We start from the raw sequence: 14,745 nt of genomic DNA, 5'->3' as shown, positions 1-14,745 counted from the left end.
GTATCCACCGCAATGGATAATCGGGCCCCTTCTTTTATACGGTGGAACAATTAATACCGTGATTTACGGGACATTAAAAGGATTGGTCCTAAAGCTGCGCCCCCAACAAGTCCGAATAAATGACCGAGAATGTTGATTCTTGGTGTAACGAATGTCATAACAAGACTTAGCACAAGAATTGTCATCACGAGTTGTGAATTCTGTTGATCTATAAGTTCTTTACGAGCATAAATAATGTAGACATAAAGACCAAATAATCCGAAGATGGATCCTGAAGCACCGATATGTGAATACCCAGGTCCTTGTAGAAAGAGCGTTGCGATATTTGCAATGACACCTGCCCCAATATAACCAATGATAAATTTATATTTCCCTAGAATACGTTCTAATGCTGGTCCGAAAAGGAATAGTGAGAACGAATTGAACAGGAAGTGAGGGAATGCTTCGTGCACGAATATAGGTGTTACGAGCCTCCAATATTCACCTGCTAAAATATATATGTTAAACCCTGCTGTTAATCTTAGTAAATCTGTGGATAAGTTCACGCCAATAAAGAAAAGGATGTGAATGGCGATAATTATGGTGATAATAGGATAAAGACGGATGAAAGAACGAAAATTCTCAGTCCGGACAAACATGACGAATCCCTCATTTTCGAATTTGATTTGATCCATTTATTTTACCATATTCACATCAGACAGTCTGAATGTAGGTTTTATTCACTTTTATTAAATAGGAGTTGTATTGTAATGATCGTCGGAATTGGTATAGATATCATTGAAATTGAACGAATTGAACATACATATAAACGTCAACCGAAATTTGTAGAACGAATTTTAACGGATCAAGAGATGGGACACTTTTTATCCTTAAATGAAAGAAGGCGAATTGAATTCCTTGCTGGACGATTTGCTGTAAAAGAAGCATATGCGAAAGCGACAGGAACCGGAATAGGAGAAAGCTTAAGTTGGCAGGATATCGAAATTGTCCCTGATAATATGGGGAAACCAACCTTGCGTTCAAACTCCGAAAACATTGCCCACGTATCGATATCTCATAGCAAAGAGTATGTAGTCGCACAAGTAATCCTCGAAAGCCCGTCAAGCTAGTCTGCATATTGCTAGAAGTTGTCTCATATATTTGTAGTGCGGTTAGAGGGAACGCTGATGCATATGCGCAGTTGGTCTTGTGGATGCAACCGCCAAAGGTTTTAAACAAGGGGGTGTAGAGGTAAAAAAGATGTTTGCATTCACGATAAAGATGAATCGAAAAAGCATTCCTATGAAGGTATACCCCGTGGCGGGAATGTCGCAGACCATCTGAACCTGAGCATATGAAACGTCCCTCTTTTGTCATCTATATGAGGCAAAGGAGATGAATAATTTGAAAAGAGCACTCTCACTTCTAGTTATTGCACTTTTGATTACGGTATTGGCGGCATGTGGTTCGAAGAGTCAAAAGGATGTACTTTCTGATCTCGAAGGTACGATGAAGAAAATGTCCAGTTATAAATCAGAAGCTACAATGACGTTGCAAACTGGAGAGCAACCGATTACTTACAATATTGAGATTTGGCATAAGAAACCAAATTTCTATAAAGTGAGCCTAAAGAATGCTGAGAAAGACCAGAGCCAAATGATTTTGAGAAACAGTGATGGTGTGTTTGTGCTAACTCCTGCCTTAAATAAGAGCTTTCGATTCCAAAGCGAATGGCCGGAGAACAGTAGCCAAGTTTATTTAATGGAGTCGCTAATAAGCGACATTTTAAATGATGATGAACGGAACTTTAAAGCAGGGGAAAAGGGATACGTTTTCAATACGAAAACCAATTATCAAAATAAGAATCTATACAAACAAGAAATCACCCTAGATAAATCTAACTTGATGCCAAGTAAAGTCAAGGTTATGGATAAAGATATGAAAATTCTAGTAGATGTGAAGTTTAAGAAAACAAAGCTGAATTCTAAGATTGATGATGGGGCTTTCGATATGGAAAGAAATATGGAAGGTGCTCAACTTGAAGTGCCAACGATGGCGGCAGGAGAGAAAGAGCTAACTCCATTATTTCCGAAGTTCATACCTGAAGGATCCTCGCTATTGAATCAATTAGCAAATGATGATGGGGATGAGATCATCTTAACATATGCCGGAGACAAACCATTTACAATCATTCAACGTCAAGCAGTCGTTGCGCCTGCAATGAAAATGCTTACGATGCATGAAGGAAACCTAGTTGATTTAGGTTTCGCAGTGGGTGTACTTAGTGGGAAAACTTTGAACTGGTCGGTAGATGGGGTAGATTATTACCTTTCATCGAGTGAACTTACACAAGAAGATATGGCCGCAATCGCTTCCTCTATGATGAGTACACAAGGTAAATAGAAAACTCGGAGGCTGGAAGAATGGCACAAACATTCTTCTCAGCCTGTTTTTACACTTAGGCTTTGTTGATTAGTTAAAAGTTACGTATAACGTGTAAGGACATATAAGGCTCATCTATGCCAGGGCTTGGATGAGCCTTACTTTCTTTATAGATCACGAGCATGAAACGCCTACACAATATAAAGGATAATGAAACTGAGAAAGAGTTCATGTACAATAGAGAGAAACTTATTGTGTAGGAGTCGTTTTCATGCATTATTTCAGAGATACATGGATAGAAGTGAATCTGGATGATATTAGTGAAAATTATCTAAAAATACAACATCATCAACGAGATGGCACTAAGGTCATGGCCATAGTTAAAGCAGATGGATATGGACATGGGGCTTACCAGGTGGCAAACCACTTAATTGAAAGTGGCGTTGACTATCTGGGTGTTGCTCTTCTAGATGAGGCAATTGCTTTGAGGCAGAGTGGAATCGAGGTCCCCATTCTTGTTCTAGGATGGGTAGCTCCTGAACATGCGCCGATTGCTTCAAAGAATGGTATTTCACTCACAATCTTCCAAAATGAGTGGTTACAACAGGTCGCTCTCCAAGAGAATCCATTGAATCTTCATGTCAAATTTGACACTGGAATGGGACGTCTTGGTATAAATGATGAAAATGAGGCAAAGCTAATCATTAATAAAATAAAAGAAAATCCGAGTTTAAAGTTAGAAGGCGCTTTTTCCCACTTCGCAACAGCAGATGAACTAGATTCTGAGCTTGTTCAACTTCAGAAGAACAGGTTCTCAAACTACTTGTCATTAATTAATGCCGAGGGGCTTTCAGTAGAAATGGTTCACTTCGGTAATAGTGCAGGTGCAATTCGGTTTCCAGATGATGAGCAGCATTATGTAAGGGTCGGCATATCGCTTTACGGCCTTTCGCCTTCGGAGGAAATGAAGAGCGTTATTCCTTTCTCTCTTAAACAGGCTTTCTCTCTCCATAGTAAATTGACCCATGTTAAGCAAATAAGCCCAGGGGACACCATTAGCTATGGTGCAACATATCAAGCTGATGAAACAGAATGGGTTGGTACTGTACCAATTGGATATGCGGATGGATGGATTCGCCGATATGCAGAAAAAGGTCATATCCTTGTTCAAGGTCATCGTTGTAAAATTGTAGGGAGAATTTGTATGGATCAACTAATCGTGAAATTACCGTTCCAAGTAGATGTTGGAACACAAGTCACATTAGTTGGGAAGCAGGCAGATGATGAAATTACGATCGATGAAATTGCCCAGCAAAATGATACGATTAACTATGAAGTTCCATGCTTAATTTCTTCTAGAGTGCCAAGAGTCTACAAAAAAAACAACCAAATTATTGAAACAGTGAATCAAATCCTTAATAATTAGTAAGTTTTTAAAGGAATTAGGCTAATTTTGGCGAATGACTGATATAAAGATGGCTTTGCAATATATCGTGTCTAATGGTACTATTAATAAGGGATTTTACAGAGAGCGAAGCAGTTAGCTGGAGGTGGATTTTTGTGTCAGATATGCACAAAAAGCAAATCGTAATAAGCTTACCGGAGCAACTGATAAAAAAGGTGGACGGAGCGATTATGAACGAGAACTTGAACAGAAGCGAGTTTATTCATCAAGCAACCGAAATGTATCTGCAGGAACGGGAAAGCCGGCATATCCGTGAATCCATGCGTCAGGGGTATATGGAAATGGCTAAGATCAACTTAAATATTGCATCAGAAGCCTTTCTTGCTGAGGAGGAAGCTGATCTAACTTTGGACCGCTTAGTAAGCGGGGTGTAATGATTTGATAGTTAAGCGTGGCGACGTTTACTTTGCAGATCTTTCTCCAGTAGTAGGGTCGGAACAAGGCGGAATCCGCCCGGTATTGATTATACAAAATGATATCGGTAACCGGTTTAGTCCTACTGTAATCGTCGCGGCCATTACAGCCCAGATTCAAAAGGCTAAACTACCTACTCACGTTGAAATTAGTGCTAAGAAATATAAGTTTGAACGTGATTCTGTTATATTGTTGGAGCAAATTCGTACCATAGATAAACAGAGACTGACAGACAAAATCACACATTTAGATGACGAAATGATGAAAAAAGTCGATGATGCTCTACAAATAAGTTTAGGACTCATTGATTTCTAGATTTGATTGCTCCAAGTAAGCTGCTAATTATGGCGGCTTTTTTTATTGTTTAAATTTCTTTTGTTTGTTAAATTGTGGCTCTAAGATCAAAACCATTGAAAGATTTGGATAATAATGAAATAATATTTTTATGTATGATATCGATCGGAGGCATATGGATGAATTCAAGTGTATATGAAGTTATGCAGAAGAATCGTTCTTCTATAGAAGAAGCGTGGCAAGATAAAATGTTAAACTTCAGAGAAGAAGAACGTGAACTATCGAATGTGACGAAAGATGTATTCCTTAATTCGAATACTGAGTTTATAAATAATTTAATGAAACATGTAGTAGAGCAACGAAGTGATGTTGGACCTGATCTTCAAGATTTCTTTGAAAGAACAGTACAAATTGGTTGGCCGCTTAGCTACGTAACAAAAGGTCTACAAGTTTTCAGACGGATCGGTCTTAAAACAATTATTAATGACAAGGAAGATTTAGATGAAGTAATGGATACGTTTGATGCATTTGACCGTTCTGTGGACAACCTTTTTGAAGCGATTGTTTCTTATTCTACACAAAACTGGAGAAATACAGTTTCGGTTCAGAAGAAAGCATTGCTTGAACTGTCTGCACCTTTAATACCTGTTTTTGAAAACATTAGTGTAATGCCTCTAATCGGAACGATTGATACCGAAAGAGCAAAATTAATTATGGAAAACCTTTTAGATGGTGTCATTGAAAATCGATCTCAGGTTGTATTGATTGATATTACAGGAGTACCTGTTGTAGATACAATGGTTGCTCATCATATCATTCAAGCAGCTGAAGCTGTCCGTTTAATCGGATCGAAATGTATTTTAGTTGGGATTCGTCCGGAAATCGCACAAACAATTGTCAACTTGGGAATTGATCTAAGTGACTTTCCAACCAGAAGTACGCTACTTAAGGGGATTGAGTCTGCATTAGAAATAACAAATAAAAAAATTGAAACCTTATCCTAGGAGGGCTACGGATGAGAGTACCTATTCTAAAGTTACATGAGTATCTTTTAATTTCAATACAAGTAGAGTTAGATGATAAGACTGCGCTACAATTTCAAGAGGATTTATTAACGAAAATACACGATACTGGAGCAAAGGGAATCGTTATTGATTTGACATCTGTCGATATGGTGGATTCTTTTATTGCAAAAGTATTAGGCGATGTTGTTAAAATGTCTAATTTGATGGGAGCAAAGGTCGTATTAACTGGTATACAACCTCCAGTTGCGATTACACTTATTGATTTAGGAATTCATATGCGAGATGTGCCTACAGCTCTAGACCTTGAACAAGGTTTAGACAAACTTCAACTGGATTTGGAGGGATGACGATGGCCGTCCAATCCTGTATAGATGTAAGAAATGAATGGGATATTGTCAGCGCAAGACAACTTGGAAGAGACCTTGCGAAAGAATTAGGGTTTTCAAGTGTAGACCAAGCAAGAATTACGACAGCAATATCTGAATTAGCCCGAAACATATACTTATATGCAGGTAATGGTAGAGTTTGCATAGAACCAATTGAAGAGGGTAATAGAAGAGGGCTACGCATTAGTGCGAACGATACAGGTCCTGGAATACAAGATATTCGCAAAGTAATGGAAGATGGATATACAACATCTGGTGGACTAGGAGCAGGTTTGCCAGGCGTAAAACGACTCATGGATGAGTTCGCGATTCAATCTACAGTGGATGTAGGGACTGAAATATCGATTACAAAATGGCTCCGGTAGGAGGATAAATGATGTTGGGGGATAAAGGAATCCTAGTAGAGCGATATGAACAATTCTTATCAGCTTACTTAAGCGGAAGAACAGAACAAGCATTATATAAAGCACAACAGTTCAGCCGAAAGATGATTGAACAAAATATCTCCCCAGAAGAGGTTATTAATATCCACTATACGGTTTTAGAATCCTTGAATGGTGACATACCAGAAGACGTCAAGGATTCTTTTGACTTTTTAATTGAAGTAATGATGGGTTATGGAATGGCTTATAGGGAACATCAAATATTACGAGATAAACAGATGGCGCTAGAGTCTGAAATTGAGGTTGCAGCAAGTATGCAACAAACTTTACTTCAAGGTGATATTCCAAACACTGATCGTTTGGAAATAGGAGTCATTAGTAAAGCCGCAAAGAAAATGAGTGGAGATTATTATCACTTTGTTCAAGATGGATCAGCATCAATCAGTGTTGCGGTTGCAGATGTCATTGGGAAAGGTGTTCCTGCGGCATTATGTATGTCCATGATTAAGTATGCGATGGACAGCTTACCTGACCAACAGAATGATCCAAGCTACGTTTTAGAAAACCTAAATAGAGTTGTAGAACAGAATGTCGATTCTACAATGTTTATTACGATGTTTTATGGTCATTATAATATGGATCAGAATCGTTTCTTTTATGCTGGGGCTGGTCATGAACCAGGTTTTTATTTCAATGCAAACACAAATGAGTTTGAAGAGTTTACTGCGAAGGGACTCGTATTAGGTGTATCAAGAAATACAAAATACACACAGTATGAGAAAAGTGTAGAAGTTGGAGATATGATTGTCTTGCTTTCTGATGGTGTCACAGAATGTCGAACTAGCAACGGTTTTATTTCTAGAGATGAAGTGATCTCGCTCATTCGATCATATATGCATCTATCACCACAAGAGATTGTTGACAATGTCTATTCTGACCTTGAGGAATTACAGGAATTTGAATTAAGGGATGATTTTACCTTAATCATTTTGAAAAGGTCGGTTTAAGGTCGTTGCGATTGTGGTATGGATATATAAATGCATGCCTATAACCAAGGGGGAAGAACAATGAACTTACAAATTCAAATAGAAGACTCGAATCAAAATACGGATAAATTGCTACTGAACGGCGAAGTAGATGCGTATACAGCACCTAAGCTAAAAGAAACATTAATCGGGCTAACCCAAAAAGAAGGTCATAAAGTGATTGTCAATCTTAGTGGGGTAGATTATATGGATAGTACTGGACTAGGTGTATTTGTTGGAGCATTGAAATCATCTCAACAAAGCGGCAGTACGCTGATCTTAACTGGTATGACCGAAAGAGTTCAACGATTGTTTGAAATCACAGGATTAACTGAAGTTATGAACATTGAGCCAGCAGCAAAGGGGGAGGCGCGATGAGTGATATGATTGAAATGGTGATCCCAGCCAAACCTGACTTTGTTGGTGTAGCGCGTTTGACTGTGTCTGGCATAGCGAGTCGAATGGGCTATACATTTGATGAAATAGAAGACATTAAAATTGCGATTTCAGAAGCGATTACGAATGCAGTTAACCATGCTTATGTTTCAGATGAAGATGGCGAAATCCGTTTATCCTATGGAAAGTTTGAAGATAAACTTGAAATTACTGTTATGGATAAAGGAAAGAGCTTTGACGTAAATGAAATTAAGGAAACAACCGGACCAGTTAATGGCAAACCTGTTGAGCAAATCAACGAAGGAGGGTTGGGACTTTTCTTAATTGAAACGCTAATGGATGAAGTAAATATTCGCGAAGATGCAGGCGTTGTAGTCATGATGACGAAATACCTAAATAGAGATGGGGTGGATGAAAGTGTCGACCAATACAAGCAAGCCCCGTCACAATAAAGAACACATCTATGAATTACTAGAACAATTAAGAGAGGATCCTGAGAATCAGGAGATTCAGACCATTCTTGTTGAGAACTATAAAGATTTGGTTCACTCTCTTGCTCGAAAATTTTCTAAAGGGAAAAGTATTCATGATGACCTCGTCCAGGTTGGAATGATTGGTCTTCTAGCTGCATTTCGCCGTTACGACCCTGAATTCGGTAGAAGCTTCGAATCATTTGCTGTTCCAACGATCATCGGTGAGATTAAGCGATTTATTCGAGATAAAACTTGGAGCGTACACGTTCCGAGAAGGATAAAAGAGCTAAGTCCACGAATTAAGCGGGCGGTTGAGGAATTAACCAATGACCTTCAACGTTCGCCGAAGGTTGCTGAAATAGCTGAATACCTTGAATCCTCTGAAGAGGAAGTCCTTGAAACGATGGAGATGGGCAAGAGTTATCAAGCCTTATCTGTTGATAGTTCCATTGAAGCAGATCAAGAAGGTAGTACAGTCACGTTATTAGATCTTGTCGGAAGCACAGAGAATGGTTACGAACAGACTGACCAACGGATGCTCCTGCAAAAGGCGTTCGCTGTACTAACTGAACGAGAACAAGAAATTCTTCAATGTACGTATTTTGAAAATTTAAGTCAGAAGGAAACGGGAACTAGATTAAATATTTCCCAAATGCATGTTTCAAGGTTACAACGTAGAGCGTTAGAAAAATTAAAAGATGCGATTCGCGTCGATTCTTCGGAGGCTTTAAATGATTGAAGAGCATTCAGTTGATCAAAGAATCGATTTAAGCACATTTCAGCGATCGAAAATCGAAGGTCAATGTAATGGAGATAGCTTTTTCACGAAAGAGACCGATGATTATTTTGTTTGTCTCGTTGCGGATGGTCTAGGTAGTGGGCAGCTGGCTCATGATGCCTCTACCAAAGCTGTTAAAGTTGTAGAAGAACATCACGATGATGATGTGGAAATGTTAGTCCAAAGATGCAATCAAGCACTTTCAAACACTCGAGGAGCCGTTTTAACACTGTTTAAAGTGCACTTCAAATCTAATGTATTAGAATACTGTGGGGTAGGTAATATTCGCTTAATTATTGGCCTACCATCAGGGAAGTTAATTCATGCCATCCCTAAGACGGGATTCCTTTCAGGGAAGCCGACAAAGCTTCAAGTAAGACAAGTTGATTATCCGGAAGGTTCAATGTTCGTCGCTTATTCAGATGGTGTAGAGCTAAGTTCTCCTGACAAAAGGAATGTTATGAGAGCAAGGAGCCCTAAAATTGCAGCAAGCTTATTGAAACAAAAAGCCCTTGCAACGAAAGATGACATGACTTGTGTAATAGGTAAGCTAACTTAGAAAGAGTTTTCTCACACGATGAGGGAGCTCTTTTTTTGTTAGTGAGTGAAATTAGTATAAGTGCACAAGCTGGTAGCAACGGAAGTGATGCACCGCACGAAGAAAAAGCAACTGCTTTTTCGAGGATCTAAGGTTCAATCTTCGCTTCACTTGACTTCACCAAGATTTCTTTATACGTGGTTGGTGATCACTTTTCAGCAATGGTGATTAAACGACGTAGAGGAAAAGTGTAGGAAACCAGTATAAGTGCACAAGCTGGAAGCAACGGAAGCGATGCACCGCACGAAGAAAAAGCAACTGCTTTTTCGAGGATCTAAAGCTCAGCCTGCGCTAATGCTTGGCTATCGCTAAGATTTCTTTATACGTGGTTGGTGATCACTTTTCAGCAATGGTGATTAAACGACGTAGAAGAAAAGTGTAGGAAACCAGTATAAGTGCATCTAAGGTTCAATCTTCGCTTCACTTGATTTCACCAAGATTTCTTTATACGTGGTTGATGATCACTTTTCAGCAATGGTGATTAAACGACGTAGAGGAAAAGTGTAGGAAACCAGTATAAGTGCATCTAAAGCTCAGCCTGTGCTAATGCTTGGCTATCGCTAAGATTTCTTTACCTTTACTTATTTGGTACACTTGATTCTATATCGTTAATGTAATGAGGAGGAACGCAGGTGGAGCTTAATAACGAATTGATTAAACAGATCGCAAGTGAGACAAAGCTCTCTATTAAGTATGTAAAGAATATAATTGATTTATTAGTTGAAGGGAATACGGTACCATTTATCGCGCGTTATAGAAAAGAAATGACAGGCGCGGCGGACGAGGTTCAAATTCGTGACGTGTCCGAGGCGTGGGAATATAAAAACAATTTAGAAAAACGTAAAGAAGAAGTGTTACGTCTCATTGAAGAACAGGATAAACTGACAGATGAATTGAAGTCTGATATACATAAAGCGACAAAGCTCCAACAAGTCGAAGACCTCTATCGCCCCTATAAGCAGAAAAAGCGTACTCGTGCGACCACTGCGAAAGAAAAAGGATTAGAACCTTTAGCGGACCTTATTATGGAACAACGTAAAGGATTAAATGTTGAAAATGAAGCTCGTGCATTTTTATCTGATGAAAATGAAGTAGTTGCGGTAGAGGATGCAATACAAGGGGCAGAAGATATTATCGCTGAGCGTGTCTCAGATGATTCAGACAATCGCACTTGGATTCGTACACTCACTTTCCAAGAAGGCATGGTGGAAACGAAAGTGAAATCCAAGAAAGTGGATGAAGAAGACGAAAAGACATTTGAGATGTACTACGATTATCAAGAACCTATCAAGAAAATCGTTCCACATCGTACATTAGCGGTTAACCGTGGAGAAAAGGAAGGCATCCTAAGAGTATCAATTAGCGCTCCCTCGGATAAAATTATTCGAAGGCTGAATGAAAAGTATGTAGTGGCTGACTCTTCTTCGAAAATGTACATTGAACGAGCCATTCTAGACGGATATAAGCGTTTAGTTGCGCCTTCCATAGAACGAGATATTCGAAATGAGTTAACCGAACAAGCAGATGCACAAGCGATACGAATTTTCTCTGAAAATCTGAGGCACTTATTACTTCAACCACCATTGAAAGGTAAGATTGCACTAGGAATTGATCCGGGCTACCGAACAGGTTGTAAAATTGCAGTCGTTGACGATACGGGGAAAACACTCGATATCAACGTTATGTATCCGACACCCCCTCGATCGGACATTGAGAAATCTAAAGAAATCTTACAAAAGCTAATTGAAAAACATGGCGTAGAAATTATCGCAATCGGTAACGGTACAGGTTCGAGGGAAACCGAGCAGTTTGTGGCAGACTTAATTAAAGAGCAGAACCGATCTTTAGCCTACATCATTGTAAATGAGGCTGGAGCAAGTGTTTACTCAGCATCTGATGTTGCGAGACAAGAATTTCCCGATATGAAAGTGGAAGAGAGAAGTGCGGTTTCAATCGCGCGAAGACTCCAAGATCCATTAGCGGAGCTCGTAAAAATCGATCCAAAATCAATTGGTGTCGGTCAATATCAACATGATGTTGCTCAGAAGCAATTGAATGATTCTTTAACATTCGTTGTAGAGACAGTAGTAAACCAAGTTGGGGTGAATGTAAATACCGCCTCCTCATCCTTGCTGCAATATGTTGCAGGGCTATCAAAAACAGTTGCAAATAATGTTGTCAAGCAAAGGGAAGAAGAAGGAAAGTTTACAAGTCGTGCGCAGCTTAAGAAAATTCCTAGACTAGGTGCGAAAACGTATGAGCAGTGTATCGGGTTTCTTCGCATTATGGAAGGGAAAAACCCTTTAGATCAGACACCTATTCACCCAGAAACATATAACGACACGAAGAAGCTACTCGAACTATTAGGTGCAACGACAAAAGATATTGGATCTGAAGAAATCAAAGCAAAATTACAATCACTTGATGTAGCTGAATATGCGAGCAAGTTGGACATTGGAGAATTAACTTTAAAAGATATTATTGATGCGCTTGTTAAGCCGTCTCGAGACCCTCGTGATGAAATTGCAAAGCCGTTATTGAAGACAGATGTACTCAAAATGGAAGATTTAGAAGAGGGTATGGAGCTTGAAGGGACGGTTAGGAACGTTGTTGATTTCGGTGCGTTCGTTGATATCGGCGTTAAACAAGACGGTCTTGTCCATATTTCAAAACTGAGTAACCGATTCGTTAAACACCCGATGGATGTCGTCCATGTCGGGGAGGTTGTTACCGTTTGGGTGGACCAAGTAGATGTGAAGAAACAAAGAATTGCATTAACGATGGTTAATCATTAAAACCCATTAAAAAGCACTGCTTACTAAGAGCAGTGTTTTTTTCTGTAGAAAAACCAACATTGGTTAAGTAATTTGATTTGATAACGGTCTTTATTGAAATAAGCATTCCTTAACTGCTTTTTAAACCAGTAAGGCATGATAAGCCCCTCCTCACTATGCTACTGGTGGTTATTAGTCTATGTGAGACGGCTTGCCTATGTTCGTGACGATTCTTTACTTTTCTTTTCGAAGGAATTTTGGCAAAATAAAAGAGATGAAGATCTCAAAGGGTGGAAGAGCATGGAGCAAAGCGAGCTGCAACAACTAGTAGAAGAAATATCATTACAGTCGTTTAATCGGTCATTTACCCATAACGCACGATTTAACCAGCGCCTTAAAACAACAGGTGGTCGATATCTCCTAAAAAGTCATGACCTAGAATTCAATCCAAAACAGTTAGAGGTTCATGGGATAGAGGAGTTCAAAAAAATTATTAAGCACGAGCTGTGCCATTATCATCTACATATCTTAAATAGAGGATATCGTCATCGGGATCAAGATTTTAAGCAACTATTAGAAGCGGTTGGCGGGAGTAGATACTGCCAGATCATCCCTGGTCAACGTAGGCAGGAATCCATTAAATACTTATACCGTTGCAAGGCTTGTGGTATAGAGTATCGGAGAAAACGCAGAGTAGATACGAATAAGTATGCTTGTGGTAAATGTAGTGGTAAATTAATTCTTAAATAGATATTGACTAAGATTATGGGTTATGTTACTTTTATTAAGTCGCTAATGGAGACAAGCGCTCATTCGACAAGGCTTAACAAAAAGATTTTAAAACATAAAAAAAGCTATTGACTTCGCTTTTCATCTGTTGTAAGATACTTATTGTCGCCAAAAAACGAATTACACGTTATTCCACAGTAGCTCAGTGGTAGAGCTATCGGCTGTTAACCGATCGGTCGCAGGTTCGAGTCCTGCCTGTGGAGCCATGGAGAAGTACCCAAGTGGCTGAAGGGGCGCCCCTGCTAAGGGTGTAGGTCGTGTAAGCGGCGCGAGGGTTCAAATCCCTCCTTCTCCGCCATTCAAACTTTTAATAAACGGCCCCTTGGTCAAGTGGTTAAGACACCGCCCTTTCACGGCGGTAACACGGGTTCGAATCCCGTAGGGGTCACCATTTAAATGATTCAAAACGATTTTATAGCTGGACCCGTGGTGTAGGGGTTAACATGCCTGCCTGTCACGCAGGAGATCGCCGGTTCAAATCCGGTCGGGTCCGCCATTAATATTCAATTTAAAATGTAAGTTAAATCATTGGGCTATAGCCAAGCGGTAAGGCAACGGATTTTGATTCCGTCATGCGTTGGTTCGAATCCAGCTAGCCCAGCCATTTAACGAGCCATTAGCTCAGTCGGTAGAGCATCTGACTTTTAATCAGAGGGTCGAAGGTTCGAGTCCTTCATGGCTCACCACTTTTTGCGGGTGTGGCGGAATTGGCAGACGCGCTAGACTTAGGATCTAGTGTCCTTGCGACGTGGGGGTTCAAGTCCCTCCACCCGCACCATTATTTATTTAAATGGTGCAATGCGGATTTACAATAAAGTGCATCACTAGTTTTAAACATCAACAATTTAGCGGTCGTGGCGGAATGGCAGACGCGCTAGCTTGAGGGGCTAGTGGGTGTATACCCGTGGAGGTTCGAGTCCTCTCGACCGCACCATAAATTAATTTCATATCTACATTATATGTTTTGCGCCCGTAGCTCAATTGGATAGAGTGTCTGACTACGGATCAGAAGGTTAGGGGTTCGACTCCTCTCGGGCGCGCCATTTACGGGAAGTGGCTCAGCTTGGTAGAGCACCTGGTTTGGGACCAGGGGGTCGCAGGTTCAAATCCTGTCTTCCCGACCATCACAATTTAATGCGGGTGTAGTTTAGTGGTAAAACAAGAGCCTTCCAAGCTCTGGTCGTGAGTTCGATTCTCATCACCCGCTCCATTCAAAAATGGGCCTATAGCTCAGCTGGTTAGAGCGCACGCCTGATAAGCGTGAGGTCGGTGGTTCGAGTCCACTTAGGCCCACCATTAACAACTCCTTTGGAATATTGAGTTTCTCTATCAATTTGATTCTCTTTATCATCGATTAAAACAATCCAATAATTCATTCAAAAAAGTTATTGACATTGTATTTGCGAAAATGATACATTAATTAAGTCGCAAAAAACGACAAACAAACACGCCGATAAACGACAGCATTTGCAGTCGAATCGGACGATCAGCTCTTTGAAAACTGAACAAAAGCCAAGCGTGAAACACGGGTCTTTTTATAAAGAACCCTGAATCAATTTCGATTTAAAATTATGAGCAAGTCAA

General features: G+C 39.9%; 17 protein-coding genes and 12 tRNA genes. 27 read left to right on the top strand and 2 right to left on the bottom strand.

Annotation, left to right across the window (positions count from 1 at the left end):
• Positions 1-50 precede the first annotated feature (50 nt).
• Positions 51-638 carry a rhomboid family intramembrane serine protease gene (locus L2716_RS16650; RefSeq protein ID WP_236338124.1) on the bottom strand — a complete coding sequence of 196 codons (588 nt, stop codon included), beginning with the start codon at positions 636-638 and terminating at the stop codon, positions 51-53.
• 111 nt (positions 639-749) lie between these two features.
• Between L2716_RS16650 and acpS the strand changes: the two genes are divergently transcribed.
• The 14 genes from acpS to L2716_RS16580 all read left to right on the top strand — a co-directional run bounded on the left by acpS (position 750) and on the right by L2716_RS16580 (position 12,393).
• Positions 750-1,109 (top strand): holo-ACP synthase, encoded by a 360-nt coding sequence (gene acpS, locus L2716_RS16645; RefSeq protein WP_236338123.1) that lies wholly within the window; start codon positions 750-752, stop codon positions 1,107-1,109.
• Between the two features lie 265 nt (positions 1,110-1,374).
• A complete protein-coding gene (locus tag L2716_RS16640) occupies positions 1,375-2,382 on the top strand; it encodes a LolA family protein (RefSeq protein ID WP_236338122.1) in 1,008 nt (335 codons plus the stop codon).
• 250 nt (positions 2,383-2,632) lie between these two features.
• On the top strand, positions 2,633-3,787 hold the full coding sequence (gene alr, locus L2716_RS16635; protein ID WP_236338121.1) for an alanine racemase: 1,155 nt from the start codon (positions 2,633-2,635) through the stop codon (positions 3,785-3,787).
• A gap of 143 nt (positions 3,788-3,930) precedes the next feature.
• Positions 3,931-4,200 (top strand): CopG family ribbon-helix-helix protein, encoded by a 270-nt coding sequence (locus tag L2716_RS16630; RefSeq protein WP_236338328.1) that lies wholly within the window; start codon positions 3,931-3,933, stop codon positions 4,198-4,200.
• A 4-nt stretch (positions 4,201-4,204) separates the two neighbouring features.
• Positions 4,205-4,555 (top strand): type II toxin-antitoxin system PemK/MazF family toxin, encoded by a 351-nt coding sequence (locus L2716_RS16625; protein ID WP_221569017.1) that lies wholly within the window; start codon positions 4,205-4,207, stop codon positions 4,553-4,555.
• Positions 4,556-4,713: 158 nt separating this feature from the next.
• Positions 4,714-5,538 carry an STAS domain-containing protein gene (locus tag L2716_RS16620; protein ID WP_236338120.1) on the top strand — a complete coding sequence of 275 codons (825 nt, stop codon included), beginning with the start codon at positions 4,714-4,716 and terminating at the stop codon, positions 5,536-5,538.
• Positions 5,539-5,549: 11 nt separating this feature from the next.
• Entirely contained in the window at positions 5,550-5,906 is a 357-nt protein-coding gene (locus tag L2716_RS16615) for an STAS domain-containing protein (protein ID WP_236338119.1), read from the top strand.
• Between the two features lie 2 nt (positions 5,907-5,908).
• Positions 5,909-6,310 (top strand): anti-sigma regulatory factor, encoded by a 402-nt coding sequence (locus L2716_RS16610; protein ID WP_236338118.1) that lies wholly within the window; start codon positions 5,909-5,911, stop codon positions 6,308-6,310.
• An 11-nt stretch (positions 6,311-6,321) separates the two neighbouring features.
• A complete protein-coding gene (locus L2716_RS16605) occupies positions 6,322-7,335 on the top strand; it encodes a PP2C family protein-serine/threonine phosphatase (RefSeq protein WP_329610146.1) in 1,014 nt (337 codons plus the stop codon).
• 60 nt (positions 7,336-7,395) lie between these two features.
• Positions 7,396-7,731 carry an STAS domain-containing protein gene (locus L2716_RS16600; protein WP_236338117.1) on the top strand — a complete coding sequence of 112 codons (336 nt, stop codon included), beginning with the start codon at positions 7,396-7,398 and terminating at the stop codon, positions 7,729-7,731.
• Positions 7,728-8,201 carry an anti-sigma B factor RsbW gene (gene rsbW, locus L2716_RS16595; protein ID WP_236338116.1) on the top strand — a complete coding sequence of 158 codons (474 nt, stop codon included), beginning with the start codon at positions 7,728-7,730 and terminating at the stop codon, positions 8,199-8,201. Before L2716_RS16600 ends, rsbW begins: the two co-directional genes overlap by 4 nt.
• Positions 8,167-8,961 (top strand): RNA polymerase sigma factor SigB, encoded by a 795-nt coding sequence (gene sigB / locus L2716_RS16590; protein WP_236338115.1) that lies wholly within the window; start codon positions 8,167-8,169, stop codon positions 8,959-8,961. Before rsbW ends, sigB begins: the two co-directional genes overlap by 35 nt.
• The gene (locus L2716_RS16585; protein ID WP_236338114.1) at positions 8,954-9,559 is read left to right on the top strand and encodes a PP2C family serine/threonine-protein phosphatase; all 606 of its coding nucleotides are present in this window, start codon (positions 8,954-8,956) and stop codon (positions 9,557-9,559) included. The genes sigB and L2716_RS16585 overlap by 8 nt, the downstream gene beginning before the upstream one ends.
• 671 nt (positions 9,560-10,230) lie before the next feature.
• A complete protein-coding gene (locus L2716_RS16580) occupies positions 10,231-12,393 on the top strand; it encodes a Tex family protein (RefSeq protein ID WP_236338113.1) in 2,163 nt (720 codons plus the stop codon).
• 23 nt (positions 12,394-12,416) lie between these two features.
• Here L2716_RS16580 and cmpA read toward each other — a convergent pair whose 3' ends face one another.
• The gene (gene cmpA / locus L2716_RS16575; RefSeq protein WP_221569009.1) at positions 12,417-12,530 is read right to left on the bottom strand and encodes a cortex morphogenetic protein CmpA; all 114 of its coding nucleotides are present in this window, start codon (positions 12,528-12,530) and stop codon (positions 12,417-12,419) included.
• A gap of 142 nt (positions 12,531-12,672) precedes the next feature.
• Here cmpA and L2716_RS16570 point away from each other — a divergent pair, with 142 nt between their 5' ends.
• The 13 genes from L2716_RS16570 to L2716_RS16510 all read left to right on the top strand — a co-directional run bounded on the left by L2716_RS16570 (position 12,673) and on the right by L2716_RS16510 (position 14,457).
• Positions 12,673-13,122, top strand: coding sequence for a SprT family protein (locus L2716_RS16570; protein ID WP_236338112.1), 450 nt, complete (start codon positions 12,673-12,675; stop codon positions 13,120-13,122).
• A gap of 170 nt (positions 13,123-13,292) precedes the next feature.
• Positions 13,293-13,367, top strand: a tRNA-Asn gene (locus L2716_RS16565).
• 1 nt (position 13,368) lies between these two features.
• Positions 13,369-13,459: transfer RNA gene (locus L2716_RS16560), tRNA-Ser, on the top strand.
• Positions 13,460-13,477: 18 nt separating this feature from the next.
• Positions 13,478-13,552 (top strand) — tRNA-Glu (locus L2716_RS16555).
• A 29-nt stretch (positions 13,553-13,581) separates the two neighbouring features.
• Positions 13,582-13,657 (top strand) — tRNA-Asp (locus L2716_RS16550).
• A 33-nt stretch (positions 13,658-13,690) separates the two neighbouring features.
• Positions 13,691-13,765: transfer RNA gene (locus tag L2716_RS16545), tRNA-Gln, on the top strand.
• Between the two features lie 6 nt (positions 13,766-13,771).
• Positions 13,772-13,847 (top strand) — tRNA-Lys (locus L2716_RS16540).
• Positions 13,848-13,853: 6 nt separating this feature from the next.
• Positions 13,854-13,939: transfer RNA gene (locus tag L2716_RS16535), tRNA-Leu, on the top strand.
• 70 nt (positions 13,940-14,009) lie between these two features.
• A tRNA-Leu gene (locus L2716_RS16530) sits at positions 14,010-14,095 on the top strand.
• A gap of 32 nt (positions 14,096-14,127) precedes the next feature.
• Positions 14,128-14,204 (top strand) — tRNA-Arg (locus tag L2716_RS16525).
• Positions 14,205-14,208: 4 nt separating this feature from the next.
• Positions 14,209-14,285: transfer RNA gene (locus L2716_RS16520), tRNA-Pro, on the top strand.
• A gap of 12 nt (positions 14,286-14,297) precedes the next feature.
• Positions 14,298-14,371 (top strand) — tRNA-Gly (locus L2716_RS16515).
• Between the two features lie 9 nt (positions 14,372-14,380).
• A tRNA-Ile gene (locus L2716_RS16510) sits at positions 14,381-14,457 on the top strand.
• Positions 14,458-14,745: the final 288 nt, after the last annotated feature.

This window comes from Pseudalkalibacillus berkeleyi, from assembly GCF_021608225.1.
Lineage (GTDB): Bacteria > Bacillota > Bacilli > Bacillales > Fictibacillaceae > Pseudalkalibacillus > Pseudalkalibacillus berkeleyi.
The sequence above is the reverse complement of the archived record's forward strand: the minus strand, read 5'-3'. Positions and strand labels throughout refer to the sequence as shown.